Source organism: Pseudomonas sp. NPDC087185 (genome assembly GCF_044744955.1).
In the GTDB taxonomy this organism is placed as follows: domain Bacteria; phylum Pseudomonadota; class Gammaproteobacteria; order Pseudomonadales; family Pseudomonadaceae; genus Aquipseudomonas.
Map to the genome: position 1 here is coordinate 109,192 of NZ_JBIUZK010000001.1, position 16,516 is coordinate 125,707.

The following is a 16,516-nucleotide window of genomic DNA, read 5'->3' on the forward strand; positions in this document are numbered from 1 at the left end:
CCGTCACATTGCGCCTCGGCCGAAGCCGCAGGGGTCCCTGTAGTGAGTGCCGTCCCTGGCAACGAGTAGGGGTCAGAGTGCCCTCAACCCGTTTGGTTCCTCCCTGAATGTACATGCCGTTCCCTGGGCAAGGCCGAGGTTAGAGCAGATGTATTGCTGAAATATGTCTCGATCAGGCGTGAAAGGTTCAGCGCATCTGCTCGGCCCAGCACTTTTCGATCCAGTCACCCAATGCCCTGACGCGCTTGGCTTCATAGCGATTGTTCAAGCGCACCAAGTGCACAGGCAGCCCCACCAGCCCCCAGTCCGGCAGCAGCTCGACCAGTTCGCCGGCACGTATGCCCTCCTCGAACAACCAGCGCGGCCCCGGATGAATGCCTGCGCCCTGCCGCACCGCCTGGAGGATTGCCCCGGCATTGTTGAGGTAGAACACCCCCCGCAGCTCGACACACACTTCCCTGCCGTTGCGACACAAGCGCAAGCGGGTACGGTGCCGCTCCTGGCCCAAGGAATAGAGGATCGCCCGGTGGCCAACCAGGTCCTGTGGCTTGGCAGGCCGCCCGTGCGCCTGCACATAGCTGCGGCTGGCACACAGCACGTTGGGCATGTCGCCGATCTTGCGGGCGACCATGTCAGATACCGGCAACTCGCCCACCCGCAGCGCCAGGTCGATGGCCTCGCCGCTCAGGTCCAGCCTGGAATCGGACAGCACCAGGTCGATGATCACCTGGGGGTGCAGTTGCTGAAACGCGGTCAGCCAGGGCACCAGGTGCCGTTCGCCGAAGTTGACCGGCGCCGTCATGCGGATGGCGCCAGCGATCTGCGGCGAGGCGCCGTCCAGGTCGGCGATTACCCCTTCCATCTCGTCAATCAGCGGCCGCATCTGCTCATACGCCCTCGCTCCCGCTTCAGACAGCGTGACCTGCCGGGTGGTCCGGTTGAGCAGCCGAACGTTCAGGCGCTTTTCCAGTGCAGCGATGCGTCGGCTCACCGACGAGGGTTCCAGGTCGAAGTCATCGGCAGCCTTGGTCAGGCTGCCGCGTTCGACAATGCGGAAAAACAAGCGCCATAGCGAAATGTCATCATTCATGCACGAACCGCAATTCTCTTTTGAATATTGTCCTCTTCAAGTGCATTTATCCCTCAAATACCATCGCCAAGTCCAGGAATCAGACAAGGTAAGGAACCAAGGAATGGCGGCCCGGAACGAATCCACGCGGCGTGCACTGGTGTTACTGGCAGTGTGCATGGCCGGTTTGATATTGCCCCTCGAGTACACGGGGCCGGCGATGGCCCTTTCAGCCATCGGCAACGACTTGGGCGGCAGCGCGATCGCCCTGGCCTGGGTGGTCAATGCGTTCGCCCTGAGCTTCGGCAGTGCAATCATGGCCGCCGGCACGCTGGCCGACCTGTACGGGCGCAAACGCATGTTCTGCTGGGGCATCGGCAGTTTCACGATCCTTTCGATCATCGTCAGTTGCGCGCAGGATGTGGTTTTCCTCGACGTGATGCGGGGCCTGCAAGGGATCGCAGCGGCACTGACCATGGCCGGGGGGTCGGCAACCCTGGCGCAAGAGTTCGAAGGCCATGCCAGGACCAAGGCGTTCGGCCTGCTGGGCACCGCGTTCGGCCTCGGCCTGGCATTCGGGCCGGTGATTTCCGGGGCCCTGGTCGAGTTCTTCAACTGGCGGGCGATTTTCCTGCTGGGTGCTGTGTTCGGCGGGCTGGCCTGGCTGCTGGCAGCGCCGCGGATGCGCGAGACCCGCGACCCCGGTGCCCGCCACCTGGACTGGGCAGGCGTGCTGGCCTTCAGTGCCATGCTGGTGGTACTGACCTTCGCCATCATGCAGATTCCCGCACATGGCTGGCGCAGCGCCAGCGTCCTTGCCCTGCTCGGCACCGCCATCCTGCTGTTTGTGCTGTTCATCCGCATCGAGCAGCGCCAGCAACGCCCCATGCTCGATCTCTCGCTGTTCGGCGACCGGCGCTTCGTCGGCGTCCAGTTGCTGCCCATCGCCACGGCGTTGAGCTTCATCGTCTTGCTGATCCTGCTGCCGCTGCGTTTCGTCGGGGTCGAGGCCCTGGGCACCGGCCAGGCGGGTTTGCTGATGATGGCGCTGTCCCTGCCAATGCTCATGGTGCCGTTCCTCTCGGCGATGCTTGCCCGCCACATCGCCGCCGCCAACCTCTGTTTCACCGGCTTGCTGCTGGCCGGCCTGGGGCTGATCTGGCTCGCCGCTATCGAGGTGGGCAGTGACTGGCTCGCGTTCTGCTGGCCGATGCTGTTGATCGGCGTCGGCTCGGCAATCCCCTGGGGGCTGATGGACGACCTGTCGATCAAGGTCGTATCGGTCGAGCGGGCGGGCATGGCAACCGGCATCTTCACCACCATGCGCGCCTGCGGCGAGGCGATCTGCGTCGCCGCGGCACTGGCCGTGCTCAACAGCCTGCTGCAAGGCCAGCTGGCGGGCGCACTGCCTGGGGACAACGCCGCCAGGGTGGCGGCCGAGTTGTCGACCGGCAATTTCGCCGCCGCGCAGTCGAGTGCCCAGCCCCTCACCGCCGCCGGCCTGATGAGCCTGTACTCCCAGGCATTCAAGGCCCTGTGCTACGGCCTGGCCGCGCTGACACTGAGCGCAGCGCTGATCAGCCGCTGGGCGCTGCGTGACCGCGCGCCCGCGCCAACACCCCATGCCGCGCCACGCACTGGCCGGTAAAGGTCTGTCTGCAAGTTCATCGACCTGTAAGGAAGTCATGATGGAACGTGACAACAATGCTTGTGGCCAGCTCAAACTGGTCCCGATTGCCCGTGCCCTGGAAGGCGCATCTGACGGCTGCTCCGAGCAGATGGCCGACATCGCCAAGTGGTGCGTCTCGTACCTGTGCAACCCGCACCCGGAACTGGGCCGTTCAGGGGCTGTGTGCCCATGGACGCCGCCGTCGATCAAACGCGAAACCTTCTGGCTGGTCGATATCGACTTTGCCGGCCGCGCCGAACAGGCGGTGTGCCGGGACATCCTCGGGCTCATCGAGGGCTTCAAGCGCAACGCGCCGCAGGATGGCAACGCCAGCCAGTTCAAGGCGATCGTCGGTGTGCTGCATGGCCTTGACGACCCCGAACGGGTCAACCACTTCCATGCACTGCTCAAACCGCAGTTTCTCGAAGCCGGCCTGATGCTGGGCGAGTTCTACTCACTGTGCCCCAAACCCGGGTTGCGCAGCGACACCTTCAACCCGCTGCGCTCACCGGTGCCGCTGCTGGTCATCCGCGAAATGGTCGAACTCGACATCGCGTTTCTCGCCGACCAGCCACAGTTCGTCGAAGCCTACCTGCGCGCCCATGGCATGCGCGCAAAGGTGGGCATCAACGCCGTCCTGCACCAGCAGGACCGCCTGTGCCTGAGCCCAGAGCAAGTGGATGTGCTGCAACGCATCGTCGCCAACTGAATACCCCAGACAACAACATCGATCCAAGTGCCCTGGAGGCCTAGAGATGCCCGTTCGCATGCCTGAACCTTTTCGAATCAAGATGGTTGAGCCCCTCAAGACCACCACCCGTGAGTACCGTGAGCAAGCCCTGCGCCAGGCAGGCTTGAACCCCTTCCTGCTGCGCGCCGAAGATGTGTTCATCGACCTGCTCACCGACAGCGGCACCGGCGCCATGAGCGACCGGCAATGGGGCGCGATGATGGTGGCCGACGAGTCGTACGCCGGCAGCAAGAGTTTCTTCAGGCTCAGCGACACCGTGCAGCGCCTGTTCGGCTACCCGCACACCATCCCGGTGCACCAGGGCCGCGGTGCCGAGCAGATTCTCTTCCCCTGCCTGGTGGAGCGGGCCCGATCACGCGGCGCCTCGGCACCGGTGTTTCTGTCCAATCACCATTTCGACACCACCAAGGCGCACGTCGAGATCGCCGGTGCGCAGGTCAGGAACCTGATCTGCCCTGCCGCCCTGGACACCGCCCGGCACGATGACTGGAAAGGCAATTTCGACCTGGAGGCACTGGCGGCCGAGATCGAAATGAGGGGCGCTCACCAGGTTGCCGCCGTGGTGATCACCATCACCTGCAACAGTGTCGGTGGCCAACCGGTGGCAATGGACAACATCCGTGACGCCGCCTCGATGGCGCGCCAGCACGGCATCCCGGTGGTCATCGATGCTGCCCGGTTTGCCGAAAACGCCTACTTCATCCAGCAGCGTGACCCCCGCTATCGCGACCACTCCATTACCCAGATCGTCTGGGAGATGTTCCAGCACGCCGATATTTTCACCATGTCGGCGAAGAAGGACGCCATGGTCAACATCGGCGGCCTGTGCTGTTTCCGTCACGACGAGGCGCTGTTCAGGGAAGCCCAGCTGCGCTGCGTGCCGATGGAAGGGTTCATCACTTACGGCGGCCTGGCCGGCCGCGATATCGATGCCATGGCAGTTGGGCTGGAAGAGGCCTGCGACGAGCACCACCTGGCCAGCCGGATCAACCAGGTCAGCTACCTGGCCGCTCGCCTGCAACAGGCCGGCGTGCCGATCCAGACCCCGGTGGGTGGCCATGCCGTGTTCGTCGACGCCGGCAAGATTCGCCCGGACGTGGCGGGGCATCACTTCCCGGCGCAGATGCTGGTCAACGCCCTGTACCTCGAAAGCGGTGTTCGGGCCACGGAAATCGGCTCGCTGATGATGGGGCGCCACCCCGTGACCCGGGAGCAGGAGCCCGCCCTGTTCGAACTGATGCGCCTGACCATCCCGCGCCGCACCTACACCGACAACCATATGGATTTCGTCGCCGACTCGCTGATCGAGGTGGTCGACCGGGCAGCGTCGCTGCGCCCACTCGATTTTGCCTACGAGCCCCCGGTACTGCGGCAGTTCACGGCGCGCTTCAAGGAACTCTGAACCCAAGCCAACGAATCAGGAAGATTCCCATGGGCCACCCGAATACCCGTTTGACCACCGCCTATGCGGGCAACCGCACCGTTGAGGAGTTCATCGAGCTGGCGCGGGAAATGCGCCACAAGCTGCGCGAAGAGCAAGAGGTGAGTGACTCGCAAGGGACCTATAGCCCTGCCCTGGACGAATGGTTCCGTGAGCATGGCTTCTACCGGCTGCTGCAACCGAAACGTTATGGCGGGTTCGAGACCAGCCTGGCCGACTTCTATCGGATCATGATCGAAATCGCCCGCGGTCACCCCGCCCTGGGCTGGAACCTGACGCTGGGCGCGGCCCACAGCCTGACGTTCGCGTCCCATTGGCCGAAGGAGGTCCAGGATGATGTCTTCGGCCCGGACGGCCATTTCGTCGCGCCGCACCGGGCGTTCCCCGGGGGCAGCTGTCGCCGGGTACGGGGCGGCTACCGGATCAGCGGCACCTTCAATTACTGCACCGGCATTACCTATTCGACCCACGTCATCGTCACCGTGGTCGACACCGACGCGGGTACCGCCGCGCCTCACCTCAACTGCCTGGTGCCGCGCGCCGACTACACCATCCTCAAGGACTGGGGCGGCAGCGAAACCCTGGGCATGCGCGCCAGTGGCTCGAACAGCATCCGCCTGGATGACGTGTTCGTGCCTGACCGGATGGTGACGGCATTTTCGGGCTTCTTTGCCGGCCAGGATGTCACCTCGGGCACGCACGGCACACGGCTGCACGGCAACCCGCTGTACCTCGGTTACCTCATGCTGCCGTATCACGCCAACCTGCTGGCACCGGTGATCGGCGCGGCGCGCGCCGCGCTGGATGAATACAAGGCGCTGATCCAGGCCACCCCACAGCCGTTCGCGCCACAGCGCAAACGGGCTGAAGACCCGAACTACCAACGTGCCTACGGCCAGGCCATCGTCCTGACCGATGCAGCCGAGGCCACGTTGCTGCAGGTGTGCGAGCAGCACCAGCGCCTGGCCCTGCGCTGGAGCGAATGTGGGCGAGGCATTTCTGTCGCCGATAACGTCAGGGCCTGGGGCACCCTGCAGCAGGCTGGCCGACAGGCCTGCGAGGCGGTCGAGCTGTTGTTCCGCACGGCCGGGACCTCGCAGGCTCGCTGCGATTCGAGGTTGTTGCGCTACTACAGCGACGTGTCCATGTACCGCGGCCACGTCGGCGCTCAGTGGGAAACCTTCGCCACCTATGTCGCCCGCGCCGAACTCGGACTGCCTCTGGAATTCCTTCAGCTATGAACACTGCACCTACGCAAGGAGCGTCGATGTCTCGAACCGGCAAGCAGTACCTGAGCGCTGTGAACGACGGCCGCCATGTCTTCATCAATGGCGAATGCATCACCCACCACAGTGAGCACCCGGCCTTCCGTGGGGCGGTCGCCTCGGTGGCGCAACTCTACGATTACCAGGCCGGCAACCTGGCGCAAATGACCTTCGAGACCGAACAAGGGCTGCAGGTCAGCAAGGCCTGGGAGCTGCCGCAGCGTGCCGAGCAACTGGTCGGCCGTAGCGATGCGTCATTGGCCTGGGCGCGGCAGAGCATGGGCTGGCTGGGTAGAAGCCCCGATCACGTCTCGGCGGCGCTGGCAGGCATGATGACCCACCTGGAGGTGTTCGAGGCCTATTCGCCGGACCGCGCCGCCGCACTCAAGGGGTATTACCAGTACGCCCGTGATCGCGACCTGTACCTCACCTACACCATCGTCAACCCACAAGGCGACCGCTCGCGCAGCCCGGGTGAACACGAGCGCAACCTCTACCACACATTGGGCGTGGTCAAGGAAACCGACGCCGGCATCATCGTCAAGGGCGCCAAGATGCTCGGCACCGCAGCGGTGCTGGCGGACGAACTGCTGGTCGGTGTGCAGAACCCGCTCAAAGCCGGCATCGATGACCGCTATGCGCTGTCGTTCGCCATGCCGCTGAATGCGCCGGGCATCAGGATTCTCTCGCGCAACTCCTATGCCGAGGGCAAGAACAGCTTCGATCACCCGCTGAGCAGCCGCTTCGACGAGAACGATGCACTGATCTACTTCGACAATGTGCTGGTGCCCTGGGAGCGGGTATTCGTCTACCGCGACACGGCCATGTGCCGCCAGCAATTCCACAGCACCGCAGCCGAAGTGCTGATGGACACCCAGAGCCTGGCGCGGCTCACGGCCAAATTGCACTTCCTCACCGGCCTGGCCCAGCGCATGACCGAAATCACCGGGGTCAGCGACTTCCCCGCGGTGCGGGAGATCCTTGGCGAACTGGCCTGCAACACGCTGATGATCGAGGGGCTGTTCAAGGCGCTGGTGCACTGCCCAGTGAAGCATGGCGAGTACCTGATCCCCGACAAGAAACACCTGTACATGTGCCAGGCGGTCGCGCAGACGGTGTACCCGAAATTCATCGAAGCCATTCGCAAGCTGGCGGGGGGCGGCGTGATCATGCTCCCGTCCGGCATTGACGACCTGGCAAACCCGCAGGCCCGTGAGCTGATCGAGCAGACCCAGTATTCATCGGTGGCTACGCCGCTGGAACGGGTGCAATTGATGAAACTGGCCTGGGACGCCATCGGCTCGGAGTTCGGCTCGCGTCACCTGCAGTACGAAATGTTCTACTCCGGGCCGCACTTCGTGGCGTTGTCGCGGGTACACAGCGAGTACGACTGGGAAGCCGCCAAGGGCCTCGCAGCCTCTGCCTTGGCCGACGCCTCCCTGTACCAGTAGGGCCTCATGACGCGGGCTGGTCAGTCATCCCGCGTCAACACTTCGAGCAACTCGATCTCGAATGTCAGGTCCGAATTGGGTGGGATCGCACCCACGCTGCGCTCGCCATAACCCAGGTGCGCCGGCACCTGCAGCTTGCGCTTGCCGCCCACACGCATACCCATCAGGCCCTGGTCCCAGCCCTTGATCACCCGGCCAGTGCCGATCACGCACTGGAACGGCTTGCCCCGCGACCAGGACGAATCGAACTCGCTGCCATCGGCCAGCCAGCCGGTGTACTGGGTGGTGATCAAGGCGCCTTTGACGGCGGCCTTACCGTCGCCTTCGACGAGGTCAGTGATGTGCAGTTCGCTGCTCATGGGCAGGCTCCAACGGTGAAATTCAAGGCCGCCCTTTTCTCAGGAATGCGCAGGTTTGGCAAGCCCGCGTGGCGGGCCGTGATGGCGCACCGTTGTGCGGGGTGCCAGGCAAACGAGCTTTCAACCGAGTTGCTCGAAAGCTTGTTGCCCCGTCAACTCGGTGGTCTGGTTGGCGAAGCAGTACCAGGCGGGTTTCTGTTCGACGAAGATCTGCAGGTCGAAATCCCAGGCCTCATCGCCGTCCAGCAGGCCCACGGGCACTGCGTAGAAGTTGCTGGCCTTGAGGCGGTAGTAAAGGTGCGTACCGCAACGCCCGCAAAAACCACGCTGGGCCCAGTCAGAGGAGTCGTAGACGCAGGCTTCGCGCCCTTCGAACCGCGGCGGCTGGCTACAATGCACCACCAGCAATGGCCCGCCGGTCCATTTGCGGCACATGCTGCAATGGCAGGCGCTGATGTGGGTGTTGTCGACGGTGACGTGCAGCCGGGTTTCACCGCAAAGGCAACTGCCGTGCTTATCCAGGGTCATGGTGGGGCGCCTCGCGAGGTGTCGGGAGGGCAAGTATAGATCGCCCTGGCTCCCAGCCCCGCGGCCCCACCCGGTCACTCAGATGAACACGCTGCCACGCAGGTACAACGCTGCCCGCCCACTGATGATCACCCGGCCATTGCCCGGCACTTCACAGTGCAACTGGCCCTTGCGCGCGCCACCCTGCTCGCAGGTCAGCGCCTGCTTGCCCAACTGCGCGGCCCACAGCGGCGCCAGCGAGGTGTGAGCGGAACCGGTAACCGGATCTTCGTTCACGCCAACCCTGGGCCCAAACCAACGGGTGACGAAATCGTAGCCCCGGCCAGGAGCAGTCACGGCGATACCGCGCACATCGAAGGCACGCAACGCAGCGAAATCAGGCTGCAGCGGGTCGAGCAGCGAGGCATCGTCGATCATCACCACATAGTCGTCAGACTGATACACCGCACGCGCAGCGCTCAACCCCAGCGCCTTCAACAACCCGGCGGGCACGTCCACAGCCACTGGTTGCTTGGCCGGGAAGTCCATCGCCAGCAGGCCATCAGCGCCTCGGCTGACCCGAAGTTCGCCGCTGCGGGTGTTGAAGCGCAGCACTTCAGCCGGCTCTCCCAGTTGCTCGAACAGCACATAGGCCGAAGCCAGGGTGGCATGCCCGCACAAGTCGACCTCCACCGCCGGGGTGAACCAGCGCAGGTCGAAGGTTTCACCGTTGCGCACGAAATAGGCGGTTTCGGAAAGGTTGTTCTCTTCGGCGATGCGTTGCAGCACATCGTCCGGCAACCAGCTGTCGAGCGCAATCACAGCTGCCGGGTTGCCACCGAAGGGTTCGGCGGAAAAGGCATCGACCTGGAAAATCTCGAGTTGCATGCAAACACTCCTTGTGGCCCGGGCGGCGCCGGGCAGAATCGAAAGCGAAGGTTACGGCTTGACCGGCGTAAGCACTGGCTCGCCGGCAAAGAATGCCTGCAGGTTGCGCAACACCAGGGCGACCGTATCGCGCGCCGCCTCCGGCGACTGGCCGGCGACATGGGGCGTGAGTACGGTGTTGCCGAGGGCCTTGAGGGCATCGGGTACGGCCGGTTCGTCATCGAATACGTCCAGCGCTGCGCCTGCCAGCTGGCCACGCTGCAACGCATCGACCAGCGCCTGGGTATCCACCACGCTGGCGCGGGCAATATTCACCAGGTAGCCCTCGGCGCCCAACGCCTGGAGCACCTGTGCATCGACCAGATGGCGCGTGTGGGCACCGCCTGGGGTGGCCACGACCAGAATGTCGACAGCGTCGGCCAGGTGCTGCGGGTTGTCGTACCAGGTGTAGGGCACGTCCTGGCGCGGCGTGCGGCTGTGGTAACTGATATTCATGTCGAAACCGAGGTTGGCACGCTTGGCGATGGCCAGGCCTACGGCGCCCAAGCCGAGAATGCCGAGCCGCTTGCCACTCACCGAGGGGCTGATGACGCGGTGCCACTCTCCACGGCGGGTGCTGGAATCGGCGCGGGGAATGTCACGCAGCAGCGCCAGCAGCATGGCCAGGGTGTGGTCCGCCACGGCGGCGGCATTGGCGCCAGCGCCGTTGGTGACGGTGATGCCACGGGCATCGGCGGCAGCCAGGTCGACCTGTTCGTAACCGGCGCCGATCACGCAGATGATTTGCAGCTTGGGCAGCGCTGCGATTTCAGCAGCGGTCAGGCCCAGCGGGCCGCGGGTCAGCACGGCATCGATCTCAGCGCCATGGCGCTGGATGGCGTCGGCGCGCAGTTGGGGGGACGGTGCGCGGATCAGGCGATAGCCGGCCTGCTCCAGCAGGGGCAGGTAATCGTCGACGGTTTCCACCAGTACCAGGACTGTCTTGCTCATGCACCCCTCCGGCTCAATTCGAAGGGGCATTATGCGGAGTCACTGGGCGGTACAGTCAATCTGTAAATCGTGGCTCAACTGTACTGTATCGGTTCACGCGACCTTACTGCGCGAACGCCCGGCCCAGCCCGCCCGGCACACCGCTGCTGTCGGTTTCCTGCCACGGGCCATCCGGGCTCAGCGACCAGCTCCAGCCGCTATTTTCGTAGCGGTAGTAGGTGCGCTGCCGGTAGAAGGTGTTGGGTTTCTTCTCCAGCACATACACACCCAGCTTGGGGTCCCAATGGCTGGCGCCGCCCGGTGGCGGCGCGAAGCTTGCGGACGTGCGCGGCATCGGTTTCGGAATGGCCGCCGGCTTGCTCGGCTGCGTCGAAGGCTGGCCGCCGGGCAGCGGCTTGACCACAGGCCCCTTGTGCGGCGGCACCGTCTCGATCGGCGGTGCCGGCTGCTCATACGGCTCGCGCACCGTACACGCGGACAAACCCAGGGCCAGGGTAATCAGGGTCAGGCGGACGGCGTTTCGCATGGCAGGGTTCTCTTACGGGTCAGGGCTGTCGATGGTCAGGTGCTGAATGGCCTGGGTCGTATTGGCCAGTGGTGCGCCCTGGCCGATCCACTCGCCATGGGTGGGCTGGCCAGCGCGCGATACACGTGCAACCAGTTGGACTTCGGCAAAGTCGGACAGTTTCATCTGCGGCATCATCGCATCGGCATCGGACAGCTCGACCTCCAGTGGCAGTTGCGCCACGGTCACCCGCTTGGCCGCCAGCGGCATGGGTGGGCCGTTGCTGGCGCGCGCGAAAATGAACACGGTGTCGTCGGGCTTGACCTTGTCCTTGAGCGCCGCCGCCAGCTCCACGCGTACTTTCAGGCGCGCCGCCGGGGCTGCGGGTTTGCCGACTGTGCCACCCAGCCGCTCGGCCGCACGGTCGATGCCGCCTTGCAGAGCCGCGCGCGAGGCGTCGCCTTCGGGCAGTTGCGCCAGCAGGCGTTTCCAGTAATCGATGGCTTCCTGATAACGCTCGCCTTCAAATGCGGCGATGCCGCGCAGGCCAAGGCTGGTGACTTCGTTCGGGTCTGCCTTGAGCGCCTCGTCGGTCAGCGCCTGCACCTGAGGGCTCCATTGCTTGTTGGCGGCGAAGTACTGAGCCTGGGCCCATTGGCCCAGCAGTTCGGGCTGACGGCCGGCCAGGGCCACTGCACGCTCGTAGGCCTTGGCGGCATCCGCCGGGCGCTGCTCGGCCATGTAGGCACGGCCGAGGAAGTACAAGCCTTCTGCAGAGTCCGGCTGAGCCTGCACGGCACGTTCCAGGCGCGAGGTCATTTCTTCCATCGACGTGGGTGCAGAGGCAAACTCCTGGGTCAACTCGACCTTGTCGGCGGCACCGAAATGCAGGTACAGCCCCAGTGCCATCACCGGCACCAGCACCGCGGCCAGCAATGGCAATACCCTGCCCAGGTGGCCCTGGCGTGGCGCTTCGGCGCCTTCGGTGTCGGCCAGCAGCTCACGGGCGGCTTCATCGCGGCCGTTGGCCAGTTGCGTGTCGTCCAGCACGCCGGCGGCCTGCTGGGCGGCCAGTTCGGCGACGCGCTCCTGGTACAGGGCGACGTTGAGTGCCGTACGGTCTTCTTCCTGCTGGCGGCCACGGCCACGCAGGATCGGGATCAGCAAGAAGCCGAGGGCGGCGAGCAGCAACAGGCCCGCGCTAAGCCAGAATTCAGTCATGGTTCTGTTCTTTTTCCAGCAGTTTGGCGAGACGTTCGCGTTCTTCGACGGACAGCTCAAACGAGCCTTGGGTAGCCGCGCCACGGCGCCGGCGGACAATCACAGCCAACACCGCGAAGCCACCGACCAGCAGGATGCCCGGGCCGAACCACAGCAGCCAGGTACGCCCACTGAGCGCCGGCTTGTAGCGCACGAAGTCGCCATAGCGGTCGACCATGAAGTCGACGATCTGCTGGTTGCTCTTGCCTTCGCCGAGCATGCGGAAGATCTCGCGGCGCAGGTCGGCGGCGATCGGTGCGTTGGAGTCGGCGATGTCCTGGTTCTGGCACTTGGGGCAGCGCAGTTCCTTGGTCAGTTGCTGATAGCGCTCGCGCTCGGCGTCGTCGCGGAACTGATAGGTATCGATGGCCGCCCTGGCCATGCCGGCCAGGCTCAAACCCAGTACGGCGGCTGCCAACCAGCGCTTCATGGCGTGGCCTCGTCGACCAGGCCCTGGTACAGCGGCGCCAGTTGCTCGCGCCATACGGTGGCATCGACGATGCCCACGTGCTTGTAGCGGATGATGCCTTTGGCGTCGATCAGGAAGGTCTCCGGCGCGCCATACACGCCCAGGTCCAGGCCCAGGCTGCCCTGCTCGTCACGGATATCCAGCTGGTACGGGTTGTGGAAGTCGGCCAGCCACTTCACGGCAGCGGCGTTGTCATCCTTGTAGTTGACGCCGTGGATCACCACGCCCTGCTGGGCCAGCTGGTTGAGGTACGGGTGTTCGACCTTGCACGACGGGCACCAGGTGGCCCACACGTTGACCAACGCTGGCCGGCCCTGCAGGTCGGCCTGGGTCAGGGTGCGGTCGCCCTGGGTCGAAGCCAGCGAGAACGCCGGGAATGGCTTGCCGATCATCGCCGAAGGCAGCTCGTCGGGCTTGAGGAACAACCCTTTGTAGAGGAATACCGCCATCAGCAGGAATACCGCCAATGGCACCACCATGATCCAACGCTTCATGCAGCTGCTCCAGACACGCCCAGGACATCACGCACCCGGGTCTTGACCTTGACGCGGTAGCGCCGGTCGAAGGCCGCCAGCAAACCGCCCAGGCCGGTCAGCAGACCGCCCAGCCAGATCCAGCGAACGTAAGGCTTGATATGCACGCGCACGGCCCAGGCGCCGTTTTCCAGCGGCTCGCCAAGGGCGACGTAGAGGTCGCGGGTGAAGCCGGCATCGATGCCGGCCTCGGTCATCATCGACTGCTGAACGGTGTACAGGCGCTTCTCCGGGTGCAGCGTGGTCACCTCACGGCCGTCGCGGCTGACCACGATGGTGCCCTTGTCGGAGATGAAGTTAGGCCCTTCGAAGTGCTTGGCGCCCTGGAACAGGAACTGGTAACCGCCAAGCTCGACGCTTTCGCCCGGGGCCAGACGCAGGTCACGCTCGGCGCTGTTGTTGCTCGACAGCACCACGCCCAGGGCGCACACCGCCAGGCCCAGGTGCGCCAGCTGCATGCCCCAGTAGCTGCGGGTCAGGCCACGCACACCTTTGGCCAGGCCTTTGTGACGGGTCTTGTCGACGATGTCGCGCAGCCCGCTGAGCACCACCCAGGCCGCCAGGGCGAAGGCGGTCAGGGTCGGCCAGTCGAAGTCGTCGATAATGAAGCCGGCCACCGGTGCCAGCACCGCACTGGCGATCAGTACCGGGGTCATCATGCTGGCCAGCCACTTGCCGGGGGTGTCCTTCCAGCGCACTACCACACCGACGCCGAGGACAATCATCAGCAGCGCCATCAACGGCAGGAACAGCGCGTCGAAGTACGGCGGGCCCACCGACAGCTTGGCCCCAGTCAGGGCATCGAGCACCAGCGGGTAGAGGGTGCCGAGCAGGATCATCGAGGCCGCCACCACCAGTACCAGGTTGTTGGCCAGCAGCAGCGTCTCGCGCGACCACAGGGCAAAGCCGACCTGGCTCTTGACCACCGGCGCGCGCAGGGCGAACAGGGTCAGCGAGCCGCCGACCACGAACAGCAGGAAAATCAGGATGAACACACCGCGCGACGGGTCGGCGGCAAAGGCATGCACCGAGGTCAGCACGCCGGAACGCACCAGGAAGGTACCCAGCAGGCTCAGCGAGAACGCGGCAATCGCCAGCAGCACGGTCCAGCTCTTGAACACCCCGCGTTTTTCCGTCACCGCCAGCGAGTGGATCAGCGCCGTGCCCACCAACCAAGGCATGAACGAGGCGTTTTCCACCGGGTCCCAGAACCACCAGCCGCCCCAGCCCAGTTCGTAGTAGGCCCACCACGACCCCAGGGTGATGCCGACGCCGAGGAACGCCCAGGCGACGATGGTCCAGGGCCGCGACCAGCGTGCCCAGGCTGCATCCAGACGCCCGCCCAGCAACGCGGCGATGGCGAAGGCGAAGGCCACCGAAAAGCCCACGTAGCCCATGTACAGCATCGGCGGGTGGACGATCAGGCCAAAGTCCTGCAGCAGCGGGTTGAGGTCACGGCCATCGGTCGGCACTTGCGGCAACAGGCGCTGGAACGGGTTTGAGGTGATGATCAAAAAGCTCAGGAAGCCCACGCTGATCATGCCCATCACCGCCAGCACCCGTGCCAGCATCACTTGCGGCAACTGGCGCGAGAACACCGACACGGCGAAGGTCCAGCCACCCAGGATCAGCGCCCAGAGCAGCAACGAGCCTTCGTGCGCGCCCCACACGGCGCTGAACTTGTAGTACCAGGGCAAGGCGCTGTTGGAGTTGCTGGCCACGTAGGCCACCGAGAAATTGTCGGTCATGAAAGCGTGGGTGAGGCAGGCGAAGGCAAACGCCAGGAAGGCGAATTGCCCCCAGGCCGCCGGGCGCGCCAAGCTCATCCACAGGCTGTCACCGCGCCAGGCGCCGAGCAGCGGCACCGTGGCCTGCACGACCGCGAAGCAGATCGCCAGGATCATCGCCAGTTGGCCGAGTTCGGGTATCACCAGGGCAGCGTTCATGGCTTGGCCTCCCCACCGGAGGCGGCCTGGCCGCTTTCCTTCAGCGCCTTGGTGACTTCTGGCGGCATGTACTTCTCATCGTGCTTGGCCAGCACTTCATCGGCCACCACCACACCCTCGGCATTGAGTTTGCCCAAGGCGACGATCCCCTGCCCTTCGCGGAACAGGTCCGGCAGGATGCCGCGGTAGGTGATCGGCACCGACTTGTTGAAATCGGTGACCACGAAACGCACGTCGAGCGAATCGGCCGAGCGCTGCAGCGAGCCTTTCTCGACCATGCCGCCGGCGCGAATGCGCGTGTCCAGCGGCGCTTCGCCATTGGCGATCTGCGTGGGTGTGTAAAAAAGGTTGATGTTCTGTTGCAGGGCGCTCAAGGCAAAGCCGACGGCAACCGCGACCCCGACCAGCAGGCCGAGAATCAGGAACAGGCGTTTCTTGCGCTGCGGATTCACTGGTTGTTCTCCCGGCGCAAACGGCGCGCCTCTTCTTGCAGATAGCGACGGCGGGCCAGCAGTGGCGCGGCAACATTGAGCGCCAGCACCGCCAGGCAGAGGCCATAGGCTGACCACACGTACAGGCCATGGTGGCCCATGGCGAGGAAATCGCCGAATGAAGAAAAGCTCATCACGCGGCCCTCCTGCCCAGGCTGTTCAACACTTCTTCCCTGACCCAACTGGCGCGCGCTTCGCGCTTGAGCACTTCAAGGCGCATGCGCAACAGCAGCACCGCGCCGAAGAAGCAATAGAAGCCCAGTGCCGTGCACAACAACGGCAGCCACATTTCAGCAGGCATCGCGGGTTTTTCGGTCAGGGTGAACGTGGCGCCTTGATGCAGGGTGTTCCACCACTCCACCGAGTACTTGATGATTGGAATGTTGATCACCCCGACGATGGCCAACACCGCGCAGGCCTTGGCTGCGCTGTCGCGGTTACTGATGGCCTGGCCCAGGGCGATGATGCCGAAGTACAGGAACAGCAAAATCAGCATCGACGTCAGGCGCGCGTCCCAGACCCACCAGCTGCCCCAGGTCGGCTTGCCCCAGATGGCCCCGGTGACCAGCGCCACGGCGGTCATCCAGGCACCAATGGGCGCTGCGCACTGCAGGGCGACATCGGCCAGCTTCATCTTCCACACCAGCCCCACCACCCCGGCGACCGCCAGCAGCACGTAGCAGGACTGCGCCAGCATGGCTGCCGGCACATGGATATAGATGATGCGGAAACTGTTGCCCTGCTGGTAATCCTCAGGGGCAAAGGCCAGGCCCCAGACCACCCCGGTGACCAGCAGCAGAATGGCGGAGACGGCCAGCCACGGCAGCATGCGGCCGCTGATGGCATAGAACCATTTGGGGGAACCCAGCTTGTGGAACCACGTCCAGCTAATTTTCATCAGGGTACATCCAGGGTGTTAGCC

The 16,516-nt window shown here is 64.7% G+C and carries 18 protein-coding genes; 5 read left to right on the forward strand and 13 right to left on the reverse strand.

All coding sequences use genetic code 11. The features are described from left to right. Window positions 1-187: 187 nt before the first annotated feature. Window positions 188-1,090 (reverse strand): LysR substrate-binding domain-containing protein, encoded by a 903-nt coding sequence (locus tag ACIPIJ_RS00425; RefSeq protein WP_401071693.1) that lies wholly within the window; start codon window positions 1,088-1,090, stop codon window positions 188-190. A 103-nt stretch (window positions 1,091-1,193) separates the two neighbouring features. On the opposite strand from ACIPIJ_RS00425, the gene ACIPIJ_RS00430 reads away from it, so the two are divergent. The 5 genes from ACIPIJ_RS00430 to ACIPIJ_RS00450 are packed head-to-tail and all read left to right on the forward strand — an operon-like array spanning window position 1,194 to window position 7,646. Then, window positions 1,194-2,717 (forward strand): MFS transporter, encoded by a 1,524-nt coding sequence (locus ACIPIJ_RS00430; protein WP_401071695.1) that lies wholly within the window; start codon window positions 1,194-1,196, stop codon window positions 2,715-2,717. 40 nt (window positions 2,718-2,757) lie between these two features. After that, complete coding sequence (locus ACIPIJ_RS00435; protein ID WP_401071697.1) at window positions 2,758-3,447, forward strand: DUF6875 domain-containing protein; 690 nt, start codon at window positions 2,758-2,760, stop codon at window positions 3,445-3,447. Between the two features lie 58 nt (window positions 3,448-3,505). After that, window positions 3,506-4,891 (forward strand): tryptophanase, encoded by a 1,386-nt coding sequence (locus ACIPIJ_RS00440; protein ID WP_401073376.1) that lies wholly within the window; start codon window positions 3,506-3,508, stop codon window positions 4,889-4,891. A gap of 29 nt (window positions 4,892-4,920) precedes the next feature. After that, window positions 4,921-6,171 carry a hypothetical protein gene (locus ACIPIJ_RS00445; RefSeq protein WP_401071699.1) on the forward strand — a complete coding sequence of 417 codons (1,251 nt, stop codon included), beginning with the start codon at window positions 4,921-4,923 and terminating at the stop codon, window positions 6,169-6,171. 26 nt (window positions 6,172-6,197) lie between these two features. Continuing rightward, window positions 6,198-7,646: a 4-hydroxyphenylacetate 3-hydroxylase family protein gene (locus ACIPIJ_RS00450; RefSeq protein WP_401071701.1), complete on the forward strand. Its 1,449-nt coding sequence runs from the start codon at window positions 6,198-6,200 to the stop codon at window positions 7,644-7,646. Between the two features lie 20 nt (window positions 7,647-7,666). On the opposite strand, the gene ACIPIJ_RS00455 is transcribed toward ACIPIJ_RS00450, so the two are convergent. The 12 genes from ACIPIJ_RS00455 to ACIPIJ_RS00510 all read right to left on the reverse strand — a co-directional run bounded on the left by ACIPIJ_RS00455 (window position 7,667) and on the right by ACIPIJ_RS00510 (window position 16,492). After that, window positions 7,667-8,005, reverse strand: coding sequence for an FKBP-type peptidyl-prolyl cis-trans isomerase (locus tag ACIPIJ_RS00455; RefSeq protein WP_401071703.1), 339 nt, complete (start codon window positions 8,003-8,005; stop codon window positions 7,667-7,669). 120 nt (window positions 8,006-8,125) lie between these two features. Further along, window positions 8,126-8,533 (reverse strand): GFA family protein, encoded by a 408-nt coding sequence (locus ACIPIJ_RS00460; RefSeq protein WP_401071705.1) that lies wholly within the window; start codon window positions 8,531-8,533, stop codon window positions 8,126-8,128. Between the two features lie 78 nt (window positions 8,534-8,611). Beyond that, entirely contained in the window at window positions 8,612-9,400 is a 789-nt protein-coding gene (locus ACIPIJ_RS00465; protein ID WP_401071707.1) for a PhzF family phenazine biosynthesis protein, read from the reverse strand. Window positions 9,401-9,451: 51 nt separating this feature from the next. Continuing rightward, window positions 9,452-10,390 (reverse strand): 2-hydroxyacid dehydrogenase, encoded by a 939-nt coding sequence (locus ACIPIJ_RS00470; protein ID WP_401071709.1) that lies wholly within the window; start codon window positions 10,388-10,390, stop codon window positions 9,452-9,454. 103 nt (window positions 10,391-10,493) lie between these two features. Beyond that, window positions 10,494-10,916 (reverse strand): hypothetical protein, encoded by a 423-nt coding sequence (locus ACIPIJ_RS00475; protein WP_401071711.1) that lies wholly within the window; start codon window positions 10,914-10,916, stop codon window positions 10,494-10,496. A gap of 12 nt (window positions 10,917-10,928) precedes the next feature. Next, entirely contained in the window at window positions 10,929-12,116 is a 1,188-nt protein-coding gene (gene ccmI / locus ACIPIJ_RS00480; RefSeq protein WP_401071713.1) for a c-type cytochrome biogenesis protein CcmI, read from the reverse strand. Continuing rightward, complete coding sequence (locus ACIPIJ_RS00485; protein WP_401071715.1) at window positions 12,109-12,585, reverse strand: cytochrome c-type biogenesis protein; 477 nt, start codon at window positions 12,583-12,585, stop codon at window positions 12,109-12,111. The genes ccmI and ACIPIJ_RS00485 overlap by 8 nt, the downstream gene beginning before the upstream one ends. Then, entirely contained in the window at window positions 12,582-13,118 is a 537-nt protein-coding gene (locus tag ACIPIJ_RS00490) for a DsbE family thiol:disulfide interchange protein (RefSeq protein ID WP_401071717.1), read from the reverse strand. Before ACIPIJ_RS00490 ends, ACIPIJ_RS00485 begins: the two co-directional genes overlap by 4 nt. After that, on the reverse strand, window positions 13,115-15,088 hold the full coding sequence (locus tag ACIPIJ_RS00495; protein WP_401073379.1) for a heme lyase CcmF/NrfE family subunit: 1,974 nt from the start codon (window positions 15,086-15,088) through the stop codon (window positions 13,115-13,117). The genes ACIPIJ_RS00490 and ACIPIJ_RS00495 overlap by 4 nt, the downstream gene beginning before the upstream one ends. 11 nt (window positions 15,089-15,099) lie before the next feature. Further along, complete coding sequence (gene ccmE, locus ACIPIJ_RS00500; protein WP_401071719.1) at window positions 15,100-15,555, reverse strand: cytochrome c maturation protein CcmE; 456 nt, start codon at window positions 15,553-15,555, stop codon at window positions 15,100-15,102. After that, window positions 15,552-15,728 (reverse strand): heme exporter protein CcmD, encoded by a 177-nt coding sequence (gene ccmD / locus ACIPIJ_RS00505; protein ID WP_401071721.1) that lies wholly within the window; start codon window positions 15,726-15,728, stop codon window positions 15,552-15,554. The genes ccmE and ccmD overlap by 4 nt, the downstream gene beginning before the upstream one ends. Then, on the reverse strand, window positions 15,728-16,492 hold the full coding sequence (locus ACIPIJ_RS00510) for a heme ABC transporter permease (protein ID WP_401071723.1): 765 nt from the start codon (window positions 16,490-16,492) through the stop codon (window positions 15,728-15,730). The genes ccmD and ACIPIJ_RS00510 overlap by 1 nt, the downstream gene beginning before the upstream one ends. Between the last annotated feature and the right edge of the window lie 24 nt (window positions 16,493-16,516).